Origin of the sequence: Haloarcula sp. CBA1122, assembly GCF_009741785.1 — an archaeon.
GTDB lineage: Archaea > Halobacteriota > Halobacteria > Halobacteriales > Haloarculaceae > Haloarcula > Haloarcula hispanica.
In genome coordinates, this window is the sequence record NZ_WPCB01000002.1 from 103540 (window position 1) to 119647 (window position 16108).

Sequence of the window (16108 nt, forward strand, 5' to 3'; positions counted from 1 at the left end):
GGTGTTCAGCCATGCAACGACCCACCATCGACGACTTCCGCGAGATTCGACGGGGCCTCCCCGTGGGAGCGGCGCTGCTGTTCGTCGCGGCGCTCGCGTTCCCGATGTGGCACATCAGCGTCGACGCGGTCCAGTATCCGAGCACGACGCTGCACGTCTCCCTGTACGCCTACCCCCACCTGACTGGGGATTTCATCGAGATGGCGCGGCTGAACCACTACGTCGGGTTCTACTTCCCCGACCCGGTGTTAGTCGAGCCCAACTTCCCCGTTGAGGAGAACGCCATCGACGTGCCCGAGTGGGCGCTCGGGCCCGTTGCGTTCATCGGCGTGTCACTGCTGTCGGTGTTCGTCGCCGTCGCACCGACTACCGAGAAGCTCAAGCGCGGCCTGAAATACCAGTTCGGCGGCACCGTGCTGGTGTTCACCGTGATGCTGGCCGATATCCAGTACCGGCTCTGGCAGGCCGGCCACACGCTCGACCCGGGCGCGCCGGTGATGGGCGTCGACGGCTTCACGCCGCCGCTGTGGGGCCAGTATCAGGTCGCCAACATCACGAGCGTCTCCCGGTTCGGCCTCGGCGCGTACATGGCCGCAGCTGCCGTTGGACTGCTCGCGGTTTCGTACTACTACCGCGACCAGGCGGCGACGTTCAGCGAACTCCCGGCCCGATTCCGTAGCGGGCTCACCGGGCTTCCCGACGCCGTTCGGGACCGCCTCGGCCGTGACGGCGACACCGACGACGAGGATGACGCCCCGCACCGCCCCACGACCACCGCGGTCAAATCTGACCAACCAGAAACCCACTCATGAGCCCACTGTCCCACGATTTCGAGCGCGTGTTCGCCGTCGCTACCGCGGCCCTGCTCGTGCTGTCGGTCGTGGCTGTCGGGATGGCCAGCGCCGGCCCGACCGGCAGCGACGACCTCGCCTTCAACCCCGACGTGCCCGAGACCGACTCGTTCACCGCCCCGTCGGCCGACGGCACCGCAACGGTCGACGGCGAGACCTACGATAGCGCACAGGCGGCAGTCGATGCGGCGGACCCCGGCGACACCGTCACGCTTGCCGGTCGCTTCGACGAGACTCTCGTCGTAACGACGCGGAACGTCACGCTGTCCGGGAACGGTCCCGGGTCAGCGCTGCTGCACGGCGACGGCAAGGGCGACGTGCTCGCCGTCGAAGCGCAGGGCGTCACCGTGGCGGACCTCTGGGTCCGCAACAGCGGCTACAGCGCCGCGACGAACGACGCCGCGATATTCGTCAACGGAAGCGACGTCACCGTCCGCGACAGCCGCGTGACCGACATGACCTTCGGCATCTGGCTCGACGGCGTCGACGACGCCGAGATCCGCAACAACACCATCGTCGGCCGCGAGGAGATAACGCAGTTGACCAAACGCGGCAACGGCGTCCAGATCTGGAAGACCGAGGACAGCGTCATCCGGAACAACGACATCACCACCGTCCGGGACGGACTGTACTTCAACTGGGCCAAAGACGTCAACGCCAGCGAGAACACGATGTGGGACCTCCGGTATGGGGTCCACTACATGTACTCGGACGACTCGCACCTGCGGGACAACACCGCCTTCAACAACGACGTCGGGTACGCGCTGATGGTGTCGAAACACCTCGTCATTGAGGACAACGTCGCGGTCAACAACAGCGGGCAGTCCGGCCACGGCATCCTCGTCAAGAGCATCGACGACACGGACATCCGCGGCAACCACCTCGTCGACAACGAGAACGGGCTGTTCGTCTACAACTCCGTCAGCAATCGCATCGTCGGCAACCTCGTCGTCGGCAACGATATCGGTGTCCACATCGCCGCGGGGAGCACCGACGGAACCGTGACCGAGAACAGTTTCATCCGCAACAACCGGCCGGTGCTCGCGGTGATGAGCGACCAGGTCCACTGGAACGAGAGCGTCGGGAACTACTGGTCCCGGGCGAACCCGACCGATGTTGACGACGACGGCGTCGGCGACACCCGCTACCAGCCGGCCGGGACCGTCCAGCAAGTGACTGCCGAAAAGCCCGCCGCGCGGGTGTTCGCCAGTAGCCCGGCCTTCGACGCCGTTCGGCTGGCCGAGTCGTCCGTGCCCGTCGTCCAGTCGCCCGGTGTCGTCGACGCCCGCCCGCTCACCGAACCACCCCACGAGAACTGGAGGAGCTACTATGAATGTGATTGATGTCGACGACGTATCGAAAGCGTACGGCGACGTGCAGGCGCTCGACGGACTGAGTCTGTCTGTCGAACAGGGGGCCACCCTCGGCGTGTTCGGCACGAACGGGGCCGGCAAGACGACGCTGTTCAAACTGCTCGTCGGGCTGAACCGACCGGACGCTGGCAGCGTCTCCGTCGCCGGCGCGGACCCGACCGACGGGACCACCGTCCGCGAGCGAGTGCGCTACCTGCCGGAGCACGCCGGTTTCCCGCCGAGCCTGACCGGCCGCGAGATACTCAGCTTCCACGCCCGGATGCGCTCGGTGCCCCGGGAAGACCGGGCACACCACGTCGAGCGCATCCTGCACACCGTCGGACTCGCGGACGCCGCGGACCGCCGCGTCGGCGGCTACTCCAACGGGATGAACCGTCGGCTCGGCCTCGGCACGGCACTCGTCGGCGAGCCGGCCGTGCTGATACTCGACGAACCGACCGCGGGGCTCGACCCCGACGGCATCCGGGCGTTCCACGAGGTCGTGGAATCCCTGGCGGCCGAGACGGACGTGACTATCGTCTTCTCCTCGCACGCGCTCGGGGAGATTCAGCGGCTCTGCTCGGAGGCGGTCATCATCGCCGACGGACAGGTGGCGACGGCGGGACCGGTCGAGGAGCTTCGCCGCGCCGCCGCCGACGAGGTGACGGTGTCGCTGTCGCTCGCGTCCGAGGCGGCTGCGAGCGACGCGGCGACCGACCTCGGGGACCACGAGGCAGTGTCCAGCGTCAGCCGCTCCGGCGCGGCGGTGACGGCACGGACTACGCCGACCGACGCCTACGACCTGCTGACCGCCGTCGGTGAGGGGTACGACATCGACCGCTTCGAGGTCCGCGAACCCGGCCTTGAGGCCGCGTTCCACGAGGCCGTCGGGGCGGACGACAGCGATGACACCGGCTCCGACAGCACGGCGGCGGCTGCGGAGGCGGCGACCGAGGACTCCGGAGGTGAGCCGGCATGAGCGAGGGCGACTCCTCGACAGATCCGACCCCGGACGGCGGCGTCGTTTCGGTCGACGCTCCGGCTACCCGGTTACACGACGGCGGAACCGAGGGAAGTACGGCCACGGACGCTGCCGACGAATCGGCGCTTGCTCGGTTTGCCGACAGCAGCCTGCTCACCATCGCTCGCCGGGAGTACCGGCTGGCCGTGCGGAGCCGGTGGGCGCTCGGCGTGGCGCTGCTGTTCGGTCTCTTCACCACCGCGGTTGTCCAGTTCGGCGCGAGTTCGGTCGGCCCGGGTCGCTTCGACGCGGTGATCGCGACTATCGCCGAACTCGGCGTCTACCTCGTTCCGCTGACCGCGCTGGCGGTCGGCTACGACGCCATCGTCGGGGCGGACGAGCGCGGGTCGCTCGAACTCATGCTCGCGCTCCCGGTGACGAAAGGCCGTGTCGTCGTCGGGACTGCCATCGGCCGGGCGGCGGTGCTGTCCGGCGCGATGTTGCTGGGCTTCGTCCCCGGCGCGCTGCTGACCGTCCGCTATATCGGTCTCGCCAGCGTCGGGCAGTACGCCGCCGTCGCCCTCGCTGCGGTCCTGACCGCCTGTGCGATGCTGGGCGTTGCGGTGCTGGTCTCGACGGTCTCGCGGACGAAAACCCACGCGCTCGGTGCGACGCTGGCCATCTGGCTGTGGGTCGCGCTGTTGCACGATCTGGTCGCACTGGGGGCGGTTGCGGGGTTCGACCTCGGCTCCGGCGCTATCGCCGCGGCGATACTGCTCAACCCCGTGGACTGCTTCCGCGTGCTCGCGCTCTCACAGGTGGACGTGGTCGCCGGTGGCTTCGGCAGCGTGCTGGCCCAGGCCGGGCTGACCGTGCCGATGGTCGCCGCGGCGCTCGTGGCGTGGGTCATCGTGCCCATCGGCGTCGCTGCGAAACTCATCCAGCGACGGCGTCTCTGAAAACGGTTTTAGACCGACTGCAGCGCTGTTTCTTCGGGCTCCTCGAACAGACCGGCGACCTGCTTCGTGGTCTCGGTGCGCTCGTGGGCGTTTTCCAGAAGCACGGTCTCGCTGGGGAACAACTGCTCGCCGAGTTCGAGGCCGTGGTCGCGCGCGGTCGACCCCGTGACGGTGAGGTAGACGCCGAGGCCGGTCGCCGCGATGTCTTCCTCTTCTTCGCCGCCCTCCGTCGGATAGGTAAAGGAAATGCCATCGAGCGCGCTGGTTCCGAGAACGGCTTCGACGAGCCGCTCGTAGCGCGGTGAGATGCAGAGTTCGCCCTCGTAGTTGGTGACGAAGGCCCGGTCGAGGGGGCCGTCCTGTGTGTCTATGACATCCGGCGTCGCCAGCAGGGTGTGGTACACCGTATCGCCCAGCCCGGTCACGACCCGTACGTCCGTATCCAGCGGGTCGATGCGGTCGTTGATTTCGTCGATGGCGGTCAGCGGTTCGTCCCGAAGCTGGACGACCTCTTCGAGAACGAGGTCGGCACTGTCGAACCCGAGCGCGAACTCGTGGGTCCGGAGCGCCCGGAACGGCTCCTCGCGACCGACCAGCTGGACGTCACCGTGTTCGGTCGGGACAGTGACGCTGTCGAAGACGATCCGCCGTGGCATCCCGTCGCGGTCGTCGCGGAGCAGCGTGTATTCTGGCTCGTATGGCTCATCGAGCGAGGAGTAGTCGCTGATGCGATGGTACACGTCGGCGACCGCGTCCTGGTTACCCTTGGTGACGGCTTTCTCGTAGCGAAGCGTCGAGATGATATCGTCGGCCAGGTCGGCGGTCCCCGTGCGCCCGGCGAGTCGCTCCAGCACTGCTTCGAGGGGCCGGCCCTTGCGCGGCACGGCCACTCTCGTCGTCGTCATTATGCAGGCACAGACGGGGGACCGGTAAAACGAGTTCGGTTATTCGCCGCCGCCGATAACCGACGACAGCTGTTCGCGCCACTGTTTGAGCTCTTCGATCTCCGATTCGGTTTCGTTGATCCGGTCGGCGAGTTCGCCGTCGTCGATCTCCTCGCGGACAGCTTCGATATCGTCTTCGAGGGCGTCAAGCTGCCCTTCGACGCTCTCGACATCCCCGGAGAGGTCGTCGACCTGATCGGAGGCGGACGTGGCTGCATCCGTCGCCGACTGGACCTCGTCCTCGAAATCCTCTAGAGTCGCTTCGAAGGAATCGAGGCGCTCGCCGAACTCCTGAATCATGTCCTCGCCGGTACCGTTCTCTTCGAGGAACTCCTCGAGAGCGTCGGTGTACGCACGGAGGTCCGCGACATCGCTCTGGATGCGCTGGATCCGGGCGTCGTTGACGCCGCCGGCGTCGCTGTCGTCCTCGGAGACGGCGTCGAGCGCACGCTTGAGGAGCTTCACGTCTTCGGGGGAGACGTTCTGATCGCGGATTTCCTGTGCCATCGTCGCGACGACAGCGCCGGATTGGACCTCGGAATCTGCCGGTGCGGCGTTGCTCTCTTCCGGGGCTTCGACGCTTGAGTCCGGGTTGTTCGGGTCCGAGAGGTCCAGCGTCTCGATGTCCTCGTCGTCATCGTCTTCCAGACCGGGAACGCTGTCGGCGTCACCGGCGATGACGTCCCGAACAGCCTCGTCGCCCCCACCGACGAGGTCTTCCTCGTCCTCGTCCAGAGGCGGGTTCACACTCTCGATTTCGGGTTCCGTCAGGAACTTCTCGACGTCGTCGGTGCCCGTCGCACGGATACCGTAGACGGTCGTGTAGTCAGCTTCGGGTTCGAGTTCCTTCTCGAAGGCGATCCGGTTTTCGTTGATGTCCCAGTACTCGCTGCCGTACTCGGGGTGAAAGCCCAGATCCTCGACTGCTACGTCTTCTGGAACGGTGTCGACTAGCCTGACCGTCACCGGAACAGACCGCCGTGAAGTGAGATTGAACGCTATCGCGGGTACGGGGAACTCGTCCGCCTCGAACCGCTTGGTCACTGTCACGCCATCTGCGGTGACAGTAACTTCGTCGTAGGCTTGCGAATTGCTCATGGTCTGTATGGTCTCAGCAATAGTATTAAAGGTACGTACCTGACCAACATTTACACCTTTTTTCTATACGATACTGATTAATATAATATAGAGACGTAACCTCAGTAACACGAACAGGACGTGAGCCAGCAAAGACGGACAGACCGTCCGTGCGACACTGGCAGACCGTTGTCAGTCGAGATCGTACCGGTCGCCGATTTCAACGATTGAAAGCGTCGAGGGATGCGCGAAGCTGTTGGCGTGGTTGTGCAGGACGGTCGGCTCCGTCGTCATCCCCTTCCACATGTCCCAGTGGGTCGGGACGAGGGTGTCCAGTTGGAGTTCGTTCGCGGCTTCGATAATCATGTTCTCGTCGTTGTACCACTGCGTTCGTGTGGGTTCGCCGGTCTCCTTGTCGTCGATCATCCCGACGGTCCCGAACGCGAGGACGCCGACGTCGATGTCGTAGCGCTCGCCGACAGTTTCGAACTCGCCGGGACGGGCGTCGCCGCCGTGGAAGAACGTGCCGGATTCGTGTTCGAACACGTACGACACCGGATGCTCGGCGTCGGGATCGTTGGCCGGTTCGACGTGGACGGTCAAATCGCCGATTTCGAGCGTGTCACCCTCCGTGACTTCGTGGAGCTGGTCGTCGGTGACGCTGTAGTTCTCCAGCCACGCTTCCTCCCGGATGACATCGTGACCGCTGTCGGTCGTGTAATAGTCCGCGCCCGTCCCGGCGAGAATCGGCGCTTGTGACGGCCCGTGAACGTGGTCGGTATGCTCGTGGGTGCCCAGAACCGCGTCGCACTCGGTGATGTCCTCGGGGTTGAACGGCACCGGGACCATCCGCACGGTCCGCGGGGGGTCGCCCGTGCCGAGATACGGGTCGATGAAGACGGTCGTTCCGCCGCTCGATTTCACGATGAAGCCGTTACAGCCCAGATACCAGATCGCCAGCCCGTCAGGCGTCGCCGACTCCACCGCACGCGGGAGCCAGTCGTCCCAATCAGATTCGACTGTCATGTGCAGAGATGCCACGCCCGGTCGCTAAGATGTTTCGAAGACGCCGGGTGTCTCCCGCTGTCTGAGAACGGAACCCTCGGTTTATTTCCCAGTTGGGAGAAATACGACCTGTATGTACGATCACATCCTCCTCGCCTCGGATGGGACAGAAGCCTCGACCAACGCCGAGTCCCACGCGATTGCCCTCGCAGCGGAACACGGCGCGGCCCTCCACGCGCTGTATGTCGTCGACGAAGACGTGTACACTGCCTACAGCGGCGACGAGTACGTCGACGAATCGGAGGGGCCGGAACACGGCCTCGAAGAGACGGGCCAGGAGACGCTGGCCCGGATACAGGATGACGCGGAGGCGTCCGGCGTCGACGTAACAACAACCCTGAAACACGGACGGCCTGCCGAATCCATCATCGCAACCGCCGACGAGGCGGACGTCGACCTGCTCGTCCTCGGGACGAAGCGGCGGCCGGCGGAGTACCGAAGTCTCCTCGGCAGCATCACCGACAAGGTGCTTCGGCTGACCGAGCGACCGGCGGTCGTGGTGAAAACCGAAGTCGAGGAGTGACAGCACAGCACGGCCAGCGGGGCCGTGTCACTGACTGGCCATAACTGTCGGTGGAACAGTGCGGCTGACGGATGGTAGCTGTCGGCGTCATCTGCGTTCTTGACCGGTAGCTGCGGAGTCAGCGAAAAACGCGACCGCGAGAAGTACCGCTGTTCAGTCTTCGCAGCAACCGCCGGCTTTCTGGCCGAAGTCGACGGCCAGTTCCTCGGAGACGATCTCGTTGAGTTCCTGCAGGCGCAGTTCGAGTTCGTTCTGGGCCTCCAGATAGTCGCTCATCACCGGGATGTCGTGGAGTTCCTCCTGCTTCTGCTGGACCTTCCGGAGGTCCTCCTGAGAGGCGTTGCCGGTCTGGCGGGCGAGCATGAACTCCTCGCGGATCTGCTCGAACTCCTTGATGGCCGCCTGCGCCTCGTCGTGGTTCTCGACGGCGTCTTTCGTCTCCTTGAATCGCTGGTACACCGGTAGCTCGGCGATTGCCTCGCCGAACTCTGTAGCGAGCGCCTCGACGTGGTCACCGTCGATATCAGCGGCGGTATCGGTCTCGATGCTCATCACCGATTGGTATGGACTCGGGCGGTATAGGCCTGCCGAAACCGGGTTGTTTCAGGCGGGATAGCTGCCCAGTGCTGGTACGACAGGCTGCGTCTGTTACCCCGTGGGACTCTGTTCCAGTCGTGAATTCCCGCCTCTCCTCGGTGTCAATATGACGCCACTCAGTTATCAGCAGTTGTAATCGGCCAGAAATCATTTACCCGGTTCATTGCTGTTTACAATAATGGCTAAACAAGCTACAGCGGGGGAACTGCTGCCGGAGTCTATGGATAACAGCGAGGAGTTCTGGCTCCACGCGTTCGAGTCGCTTGTCGAGGAGCTACCGGAAGGGGCGTTCGTCGTCGACGCGGATGGCGATATCACACACTGGAACGAGACGGTTGAAAACCTGCTCGGGCTCCCGGCGAGCAAGGCGGTCGGGATGAACGCCTACGACGTGTTTGGCACGGAAGGCCAAGACGAGACGCTCGCCCAGGAGGTCATCAGAACCGGGGAGCCAGTCCGGGAAGACGAGTTCCGCTCGGCAGAACGACCCGACGGGACGATGGCACACGCGCGGGCAGTGGCGATCCCGCTCATGGGCCCCGGCGGGGACGCTATCGGTGCGCTAGAGCTACTGATCGATTTCAGCGATATCGTCGAACAGCGCGAAGCGCTCCAGAACCTCCAGTCCCAGATGGCGACGGACGTCGAGTCGGCGGTCGGCGAAATCAGCGACTCCGCCGCGGCCGTTACCGAGCAGTCCGACGAGATCAAAGACATGGCCGGCGAGCAGTCCGACAACCTCGACGAGGTCCAGTCCGAGGTCTCCGGGTTCAGCGCCACAGTCGAGGAAATCGCCTCCAGCGCCGAGGAAGTGAGCAGTCAGAGCGGCGAGGCCAGGGAGCTCGCCGAGGAGTCCGTCGAGACAGCCGAAGAAACCATCGAACGCGTCGAGGACGCGACTGAGTCCGCCGAACAGGTCGCGTCGGACTCGACGGAACTCCGCGGCCACATCGAGGAGATCGACGAGTTCGTCGAGGTCATCAACGACATCGCGGACCAGACGAACATGCTGGCGCTGAACGCCAACATCGAGGCCGCGCGGAGCAACAGCGACAGCGACGGGTTCGCGGTCGTCGCCGACGAGATCAAGGAACTGGCCGACGAGTCCAAACAGCACGCCGACGAGGTCGAGCGCATCGTCGGCGAGGTCCGCGAGATGGCCGACAACACCGCCGAAAACGTCGAAGAAACGACCGATGCGGTTCAGCAAGCCCTCACCGATCTGGAGACGGTGCTAGACAACCAGCAGGCCATCCTCGACGCGACCTCGGAGACGGAACAGGGTATCAGCGAGGTCGCGGAGGCGACGGACGACCAGGCCGCAAGCGCCGAAGAAATCGCCAGCATGATCGACGAAATCGCCCAGCGTGCCGCCGAGGTCTCCGAGTCTATCGACGAACTGGCTGACGCCAACGGGACGCAACACCAGATGGCTCGTGACTTAGAGGAGAACGTCGAGCGGGTCGAGCGACAGCTTGCCGAGATTATGGAGTAACTGTCGCTCGCCGAAACACGGGGGTTATGCCGCTCGAACCGATACAGGGTTGCAATGAGTCAAGAGCGGACTGACGGCGACCTCCGGAACACCGGACTGTCGCTCAAACACGACCGCGAGTGGGATTACGAGCTCGACCGAATCGTCGAAGCCGTCGAGGAGCGAGACGCCGAGAAGGTGGGCCTGCAGTTCCCCGAGGGACTGAAGCGCCGCGGCCCGGCCGTCGCCGATGACCTCCGCGAGAACCTCCCCGACGACGTGACGGTGCTGCTCTCGGGACAGCCGTGTTACGGGGCCTGCGACCTCGACACGTACATGATGCGCCGGACGGACGTGTTCGTCCACTTCGGCCACTCGCCGATGAAGGAATCGGACAAGATCATCTACGTACCGCTGTTCTCGAACGTCGACGTCTTCCCCATCATGGAGCAGGCCCGCGAGGAACAGCTCGCGGACCCCGAAGAGGACCCTGACGTGGGGCTGGTGACGACGGCCCAGCATATGAACAAGTTCGACGAGATGCGCGAGTGGCTTGAGGAGCGCGGTTACACAGTCCACACGCGCCGGGGCGACGAGCGGCTCACCCACGAGGGCCAGGTGCTGGGCTGTAACTACGCCAGCGCCGACGTAGACGCCGACCAGATGCTGTACGTGGGTGGCGGGAAGTTCCACCCCCTCGGACTGGCGATGGAACACCCCGAGAAACACGTCGTCATCGCGGATCCGGTGAACAACGTCGTCACCGTCGCCGACACGGAGAAGTTCATGAAGCAACGCTACGGCGCGGTCCACCGCGCGATGGACGCCGAGTCTTGGGGCGTCATCTTCTGTACCAAGATCGGTCAGGGCCGCTGGGACAAGGCCCAGGAGATCGTCGACAACAACGAGAACGCCTACCTCATAACCATGGACGAGGTGACGCCGGACCGGCTGACGAACTTCGGGATGGACGCCTACGTCAACACCGGCTGTCCGCGCATCACCACCGACGACGGCCCGCAGTTCAAGAAGCCGATGCTCACACCGGGCGAGTACGAAATCGCTATCGGCGAGAAACCGCTCGAATCCCTGGAGTTCGACACCTTTCACGGTACCTGGTAGCGCCAGTTTTCACCGCTGATAACAAGGGGCGTACTGTCTTGTAGCGCGGGCGCTGATACGGTCCATGGCTTCTACAGAGGACGCTGTTATCTATCAGGACGTTTTTGAGGCGAGTCCGGACCCGATTATGATCCACGACGCCGACACCGGAACCGTCGTCCGGGCCAACCAGGCCGCGGGCGCGCTCCTGGGGTGTACTCCGGACGACATCGTCGGGATGCACGTCGGCGAGTTCAGTCCGCCGGGGTTCTCCACGGCGGACGCAAACGACCTGATAGCCGAGGCAGCCACGTCAGGTTCGGCGCAGGTCGAGTGGGCAACGGAGGGACCCGACAGCACGGACCAACTGGTCGAGGTAACGCTCAAGCGAGCTGCTCTCGGCGACGAGACCCGTGTTGTGGCGTTCATTCACGATGTGACCAGCATCCGCGAGCGGGAACGAAAACACGCAGAACAGAGCGAACAGCTCCACACCCTGATGGGGAATCTCCCTGTCGTGGTGTTTACGCTAGACCCGGACGGCGTGTTCACGTATTCAGCCGGGAAGGGGCTGGAAGGGCTCGGAATGGAACCCGGCGACCTCGAAGGGACATCGGTGTTCGAGACGTACAGTGAGTATCCGGACATCATCACCGCCGTCGAGAAGGCCCTCGACGGGGAGGAAGTCCGCGTGACACAGGAAGTCGACGACCTCGTCTTCGAGACGTGGTATCGACCGGTGTTCGACGACAGCGGACAACTCAAACAGGTCGTCAGTGTAGCTAGAGATATCACCGCCCTCAAACGCCGCGAGGAGCGCGTCGAGGCGCTCAGCGACGCGACGAACGAACTGCTGTACAGCCGCACAGAGACTGCGGCCGCGGACACAGTCACACAGATTGCACAGCGTATCGTCGACCAGCCGCTCGCCGCGATATGGTCCCACGACAGCGGCGACGACACGCTCTATCCAATCGGCGCGACGGCAAAGGCGACCGACTTCGCCGGCGTGGAAACGGCGGCGGATCTCCCGCCGATGGGGCCAGACAGCGACGAGAACCGTATTTTCCACACCAGCGAGCCGACCGTTATCGAGAATTATCAAGAACTGTCGAACCCGTCAGCGCCGGCGATGCCGATGCGGACGCTCCTGTGTCTCCCGCTCGATGACCAGGGGATGCTGTGTATCGGGTCCGAGACCGTGGCGTCGTTCGACGGCGACGAGCGGTTCCTGCTTGAGATTCTCGCGAGTACGGCGGCTGCCGCGCTGGAGCGAATCGAACGCGAGACGCGGCTCAAATCGAAACAGGCCGAACTAGAGCGCTCGAACGAGGCGCTCCAGCAGTTCGCCTACATCGCGTCCCACGACCTGCAGGAACCGCTCCGGATGGTGTCGAGCTACGTCGACCTGTTGGACAGCGAATACGGCGACGACCTCGACGAGGAGGCCGCCGAGTACATGGCCTTCGCCGTCGACGGTGCCCACCGGATGCAGGAGATGGTCGACGCCCTGCTCCGGTACTCCCGCGTCGAGACGAAGGCGGGTGACTTCGAGGAGACGGACCCGGAAGCGGTCCTCGACCGGACGCTGGACGCCTTGCAGATGCGAATAGAGGAGGTGAACGCTACCATCACGGCAGAGTCACTGCCACGCGTCGACGCCGACTCGAACCAGGTCGGCCAAGTGTTCCAGAATCTGCTGGAAAACGCCATCGAGTACGCGACGGAGGCCGGCATCGAACCCCGTATCGAGGTCAGCGCCGAAGAAGACGACGGCATGGTGACGTTCACCGTCTCGGACAACGGGCCGGGGATTCCGGCGGCGGACCGCGAGGAGGTGTTCGACATCTTCCACCGCGCCGGTGCCCACGACACGGAGGGCACCGGCATCGGGCTGGCCGTCTGCCAGCGAATCGTCCTGCGCCACGACGGCCGCATCTGGGTCGAACCGTCCGACGACGGCGCGATATTCAAATTTACGCTGCCCGCGGTGACGGAGGTGAATGGCGATGACTGACTCCAGCGAGGGGCGGCCGGTGGAGATTCTGCTGGCGGAGGACAATCCCGGCGATGTCAAACTGACCGAGAAAGCCCTGGAGAAGGGGAAGGTGCTGAACAACCTTCACGTCGTCAACGACGGCGTCGAGGCGCTTGCGTTCCTCCGGCAGGAAGGTGAGTACGGCGACGCACCGCGGCCGGACCTGCTGTTGCTCGATCTCAATATGCCCCGCAAAGGAGGGCAGGAAGTCCTCGAAGAGATGAAAGGCGACGAGTCGCTCCGGCGGATTCCGGTCGTCGTGCTGACCAGTTCCGAGGCGGAAGAGGACATCATCGAATCGTACGATCTCCACGCGAACGCCTACCTGACGAAACCGGTCGACTTCGACGGCTTCGTCGACATCGTGAGCAGCATTGAAGATTTCTTCCTTACGGTCGTCAAGCGGCCGCCGAAATAACGATGGCTGAGACGGTGCATCTCGACGTGCTCCTCGTCGAGGATAACCCGGGCGATGCCCGCCTCGTCGAGCATCACCTGAACTCGCCGGCGGTGGCGCACTTCGTCGACGACGTGACGATTTCCCATGTCGAATCGCTTGCGCCGGTCGCCGAGCATTCGGAGGCGGCCTACGACGTGGTACTGCTGGACCTCGGACTCCCCGAGTCAACAGGGCTTGCGACCCTTGACCGGGCAACCGAGATCGTAGAGGGAGTGCCGATCATCGTCCTCACCGGGATGCAGGACCGGGAGGTGGCTATCGAAGCGATCAACCGGGGCGCACAGGATTACCTGCCGAAAGAGGATCTGGACGGCGACCGACTCGTGAGAGCGCTCCGGTATGCAGTCGTCAGGAGCCGCCAGCAGCGTGCCATTCAGCGCCAGACCGACCAGATGGACTTCTTCAACAGCATCCTGCAACACGACATCCTCAACGGGATGAACGTCATCCGGGCGCGTGGCGAGCTCCTTGAAGACACGCTCGACAGCGAGGAACGCGAGTACGCGTCGACCATCGTCCAGTGGAGCGACGACCTCATCGAACTCACCGAGAAGGTCCGGGCGGTGCTGGAGACGGTCACCGAGGAGGGCGGGCGGGACCACGAACACCGGGAGCTACAGACTGTCCTCGACGATGCGGCGGACCGCGCCCGGTCAGTCAGCGACGACTGTACCGTTACTATCGAGCCACAGGCGGTCACTGTCGTCGCTGACGAGTTGCTCGATGACGTGTTCGGGAACCTCTTTCTGAACGCGGTCGAACACGCCGGACCAGACGTGACCATCGACGTGACGACAACGGTCAAGGAAGGCGTCGTGACCGTCTGTTTAGCGGACGACGGGGACGGGATTTCGAACAGCGAGGCCCGCCGCATCTTCGAACGTGGCGAGAAAGGGTCTGAGTCCGGCGGTACTGGCTTCGGCCTCTACTTCGTGGCCACGATGGTCCGGAGCTACGGCGGCGATGTCTGGGTCGAGGACAGCGACCTCGGTGGCGCAGCGTTTTACGTCGAACTCCCGCACGCGACTCTGTAGGGGTGGCTGCTTGTCACACCGTCATCGCTCGGGTGCATTTCAGCTCCTGAGAAACGGGTCCGAATCTTCAACTCCCGGGAGACCGAGTCACCTGCTATGGATGATCCGCTGGACTGTCCCGAGGGTAGCGACTCGGAGGAGCGAGATCGCTATCTGGCAGCTATGCAGGACCTCACTGCAGCGATGGCGGCCAGCGGGACCTCGTTTCGGGAGCGTGTCGAGCCAGTCTTGGACGTCGGTCGAGAGCACCTGGGGTTTCCGAACGGGCATATCGCGGTCGTCTCCGGCGACGAACACACAATCGTCGCCAGTAGCGGCCTGTCTTCGACGATTACGCCGGGGGACGAGACACCACTTTCCGAGACGTACTGCAGACACACCCTCGACGAATCCGGGATACACATCGTCACCAACGCGAGCGAGTCAATGTCGACTGACCGCGCCTACGAGCGGTTCGGACTGGAGGCGTACGTCGGCACGACGCTTCGGGCGGACGGGGCGGAGTACGGAACGCTGTGTTTCGTCAACGACAACGAGGCGATTTCGGAGTTCTCGGACTGGCAACAGACGCTGTTCGAGCATCTCACGCAGTGGGTCGAAGCGGAGATCGAACGCGAGCTAGCTGTCGACACACGCGAGCAGAGCCAGCAGCTGTTGGAAGCGACGTTCAACTCACCGGAGACGTTCATCGGTATCCTCGACGCTGACGGAAACCTCCTCAGAGCGAACGAAACAGCGCTCGGGTTCGTCGATGCTGATGACGAAGCCATATTCGGGGAACCGTTCTGGGACACGCCCTGGTGGAACCACAGTGAGGCAGTGGCGTACCGTTGCCAGGATGCTGTCGAGCGGGCGATGGACGGTGAGATGGTCAGGTTCGAGGCCGAGCATATCGGCGCAGACGGCCAGCGGATCTCGACCTCTGTCGTGGCCCGACCAGTAGCGGTCGACGGTACCGTGCAGAAAATAATCGTCGAGGGGACAGACATCACGGATCTCAAGCGCCGCGAAGAGCAGATGGAGTTTTTCAACAGCATCCTCAGACACGATATCCTCAACGGGATGACCGTCATCGAAGCGCGTGCGGAAACGCTTGCAGACGCACTCGGCGGGACACAGGCGACGTACGCCGAAACGATTCTGGACTGGAGTCGGGATATCGTCGACCTCACACAGAAGGTCCGGAGCGTGCTGAGCACGATGTCTGACGACGGCCTGACCGAGGCAGAGACGATCGCACTGGGGCCGGTCGTCGAAGGGGCCACGAGAAAAGCGGCCTCGATGGACGAGGACTGCACACTCAAAACAGACATCCCTGACGGCATCGAGGTCGTGGCTGACGACCTCCTCGACGATGTTGTCGGGAACATCTTGACGAACGCCGTCGAACACGGCGGTTCAGGCACCACAATCGAGGTGACGACGGAACGCGTCGACTCGATGGTCCACCTTCGCATCGCGGACGACGGCCCCGGGATACCGCCCGAACAGCGCGAGGCGATCTTCGAGAAAGGGGAGCGTGGAACCGAGTCGACGGGGACCGGGTTCGGACTCTACTTCGTGTCGGTGATGGTCGACAGCTACGGCGGCGACATCTGGGTGGAAGAAAGCGACCTCGGCGGCAGCGAATTCGTCGTCGCACTTCCATCGGAATAACTACTGGGCATTTCCA

At 64.0% G+C, this 16108-nt stretch carries 15 protein-coding genes; 11 read left to right on the plus strand and 4 right to left on the minus strand.

Annotated features, from left to right (window positions below; translation table 11 throughout):
* Positions 1 to 11 precede the first annotated feature (11 nt).
* Genes GJ630_RS01460 through GJ630_RS01475 form a run of 4 tightly spaced genes read left to right on the plus strand, consistent with a single transcriptional unit; the run spans position 12 to position 4123 of the window.
* Positions 12 to 812 (plus strand): hypothetical protein, encoded by an 801-nt coding sequence (locus GJ630_RS01460; RefSeq protein ID WP_014040109.1) that lies wholly within the window; start codon positions 12 to 14, stop codon positions 810 to 812.
* Positions 809 to 2194, plus strand: coding sequence for a nitrous oxide reductase family maturation protein NosD (locus tag GJ630_RS01465; RefSeq protein WP_064287923.1), 1386 nt, complete (start codon positions 809 to 811; stop codon positions 2192 to 2194). The genes GJ630_RS01460 and GJ630_RS01465 overlap by 4 nt, the downstream gene beginning before the upstream one ends.
* Positions 2181 to 3182 (plus strand): ABC transporter ATP-binding protein, encoded by a 1002-nt coding sequence (locus GJ630_RS01470; protein WP_023843219.1) that lies wholly within the window; start codon positions 2181 to 2183, stop codon positions 3180 to 3182. The genes GJ630_RS01465 and GJ630_RS01470 overlap by 14 nt, the downstream gene beginning before the upstream one ends.
* Positions 3179 to 4123 carry an ABC transporter permease gene (locus GJ630_RS01475; RefSeq protein ID WP_050007405.1) on the plus strand — a complete coding sequence of 315 codons (945 nt, stop codon included), beginning with the start codon at positions 3179 to 3181 and terminating at the stop codon, positions 4121 to 4123. The genes GJ630_RS01470 and GJ630_RS01475 overlap by 4 nt, the downstream gene beginning before the upstream one ends.
* Positions 4124 to 4131: 8 nt before the next feature.
* Here the strand turns inward: GJ630_RS01475 and GJ630_RS01480 are convergent, their stop codons facing one another.
* From GJ630_RS01480 to GJ630_RS01490, 3 genes are all read right to left on the minus strand, one after another.
* Positions 4132 to 5028 (minus strand): hypothetical protein, encoded by an 897-nt coding sequence (locus GJ630_RS01480; RefSeq protein WP_050037867.1) that lies wholly within the window; start codon positions 5026 to 5028, stop codon positions 4132 to 4134.
* Positions 5029 to 5067: 39 nt separating this feature from the next.
* Positions 5068 to 6165 (minus strand): hypothetical protein, encoded by a 1098-nt coding sequence (locus GJ630_RS01485; protein WP_050037866.1) that lies wholly within the window; start codon positions 6163 to 6165, stop codon positions 5068 to 5070.
* A gap of 171 nt (positions 6166 to 6336) precedes the next feature.
* Entirely contained in the window at positions 6337 to 7170 is an 834-nt protein-coding gene (locus tag GJ630_RS01490) for an MBL fold metallo-hydrolase (RefSeq protein WP_050037865.1), read from the minus strand.
* A gap of 112 nt (positions 7171 to 7282) precedes the next feature.
* Between GJ630_RS01490 and GJ630_RS01495 the strand changes: the two genes are divergently transcribed.
* Positions 7283 to 7732 carry a universal stress protein gene (locus tag GJ630_RS01495; RefSeq protein ID WP_050037864.1) on the plus strand — a complete coding sequence of 150 codons (450 nt, stop codon included), beginning with the start codon at positions 7283 to 7285 and terminating at the stop codon, positions 7730 to 7732.
* A 153-nt stretch (positions 7733 to 7885) separates the two neighbouring features.
* On the opposite strand, the gene GJ630_RS01500 is transcribed toward GJ630_RS01495, so the two are convergent.
* Positions 7886 to 8284: a YlbF family regulator gene (locus GJ630_RS01500; RefSeq protein WP_008309674.1), complete on the minus strand. Its 399-nt coding sequence runs from the start codon at positions 8282 to 8284 to the stop codon at positions 7886 to 7888.
* Positions 8285 to 8549: 265 nt separating this feature from the next.
* Here GJ630_RS01500 and GJ630_RS01505 point away from each other — a divergent pair, with 265 nt between their 5' ends.
* From GJ630_RS01505 to GJ630_RS01530, 6 genes are all read left to right on the plus strand, one after another.
* Entirely contained in the window at positions 8550 to 9824 is a 1275-nt protein-coding gene (locus GJ630_RS01505; RefSeq protein ID WP_050038286.1) for a methyl-accepting chemotaxis protein, read from the plus strand.
* A gap of 54 nt (positions 9825 to 9878) precedes the next feature.
* Positions 9879 to 10925, plus strand: coding sequence for a diphthamide biosynthesis enzyme Dph2 (dph2, locus tag GJ630_RS01510; RefSeq protein WP_050037863.1), 1047 nt, complete (start codon positions 9879 to 9881; stop codon positions 10923 to 10925).
* A 64-nt stretch (positions 10926 to 10989) separates the two neighbouring features.
* The gene (locus GJ630_RS01515) at positions 10990 to 12921 is read left to right on the plus strand and encodes an ATP-binding protein (RefSeq protein ID WP_191449277.1); all 1932 of its coding nucleotides are present in this window, start codon (positions 10990 to 10992) and stop codon (positions 12919 to 12921) included.
* Positions 12914 to 13360 carry a response regulator gene (locus GJ630_RS01520; RefSeq protein ID WP_008309678.1) on the plus strand — a complete coding sequence of 149 codons (447 nt, stop codon included), beginning with the start codon at positions 12914 to 12916 and terminating at the stop codon, positions 13358 to 13360. Before GJ630_RS01515 ends, GJ630_RS01520 begins: the two co-directional genes overlap by 8 nt.
* A 2-nt stretch (positions 13361 to 13362) precedes the next feature.
* Positions 13363 to 14436: an ATP-binding protein gene (locus tag GJ630_RS01525; protein ID WP_191449278.1), complete on the plus strand. Its 1074-nt coding sequence runs from the start codon at positions 13363 to 13365 to the stop codon at positions 14434 to 14436.
* A gap of 96 nt (positions 14437 to 14532) precedes the next feature.
* On the plus strand, positions 14533 to 16092 hold the full coding sequence (locus GJ630_RS01530) for an ATP-binding protein (RefSeq protein ID WP_191449279.1): 1560 nt from the start codon (positions 14533 to 14535) through the stop codon (positions 16090 to 16092).
* Positions 16093 to 16108 lie beyond the last annotated feature (16 nt).

Bases quoted from the DNA above. Each gene is read 5' to 3' on its own strand.
- GJ630_RS01500 (WP_008309674.1), bottom strand. From the start codon at position 8,284: ATGAGCATCGAGACCGATACCGCCGCTGATATCGACGGTGACCACGTC.
- GJ630_RS01485 (WP_050037866.1), bottom strand. From the start codon at position 6,165: ATGAGCAATTCGCAAGCCTACGACGAAGTTACTGTCACCGCAGATGGC.
- GJ630_RS01470 (WP_023843219.1), top strand. From the start codon at position 2,181: ATGAATGTGATTGATGTCGACGACGTATCGAAAGCGTACGGCGACGTG.
- GJ630_RS01520 (WP_008309678.1), top strand. From the start codon at position 12,914: ATGACTGACTCCAGCGAGGGGCGGCCGGTGGAGATTCTGCTGGCGGAG.
- dph2 (WP_050037863.1), top strand. From the start codon at position 9,879: ATGAGTCAAGAGCGGACTGACGGCGACCTCCGGAACACCGGACTGTCG.
- GJ630_RS01525 (WP_191449278.1), top strand. From the start codon at position 13,363: ATGGCTGAGACGGTGCATCTCGACGTGCTCCTCGTCGAGGATAACCCG.
- GJ630_RS01475 (WP_050007405.1), top strand. From the start codon at position 3,179: ATGAGCGAGGGCGACTCCTCGACAGATCCGACCCCGGACGGCGGCGTC.
- GJ630_RS01495 (WP_050037864.1), top strand. From the start codon at position 7,283: ATGTACGATCACATCCTCCTCGCCTCGGATGGGACAGAAGCCTCGACC.
- GJ630_RS01505 (WP_050038286.1), top strand. From the start codon at position 8,550: ATGGATAACAGCGAGGAGTTCTGGCTCCACGCGTTCGAGTCGCTTGTC.
- GJ630_RS01490 (WP_050037865.1), bottom strand. From the start codon at position 7,170: ATGACAGTCGAATCTGATTGGGACGACTGGCTCCCGCGTGCGGTGGAG.
- GJ630_RS01460 (WP_014040109.1), top strand. From the start codon at position 12: ATGCAACGACCCACCATCGACGACTTCCGCGAGATTCGACGGGGCCTC.
- GJ630_RS01515 (WP_191449277.1), top strand. From the start codon at position 10,990: ATGGCTTCTACAGAGGACGCTGTTATCTATCAGGACGTTTTTGAGGCG.
- GJ630_RS01530 (WP_191449279.1), top strand. From the start codon at position 14,533: ATGGATGATCCGCTGGACTGTCCCGAGGGTAGCGACTCGGAGGAGCGA.
- GJ630_RS01465 (WP_064287923.1), top strand. From the start codon at position 809: ATGAGCCCACTGTCCCACGATTTCGAGCGCGTGTTCGCCGTCGCTACC.
- GJ630_RS01480 (WP_050037867.1), bottom strand. From the start codon at position 5,028: ATGACGACGACGAGAGTGGCCGTGCCGCGCAAGGGCCGGCCCCTCGAA.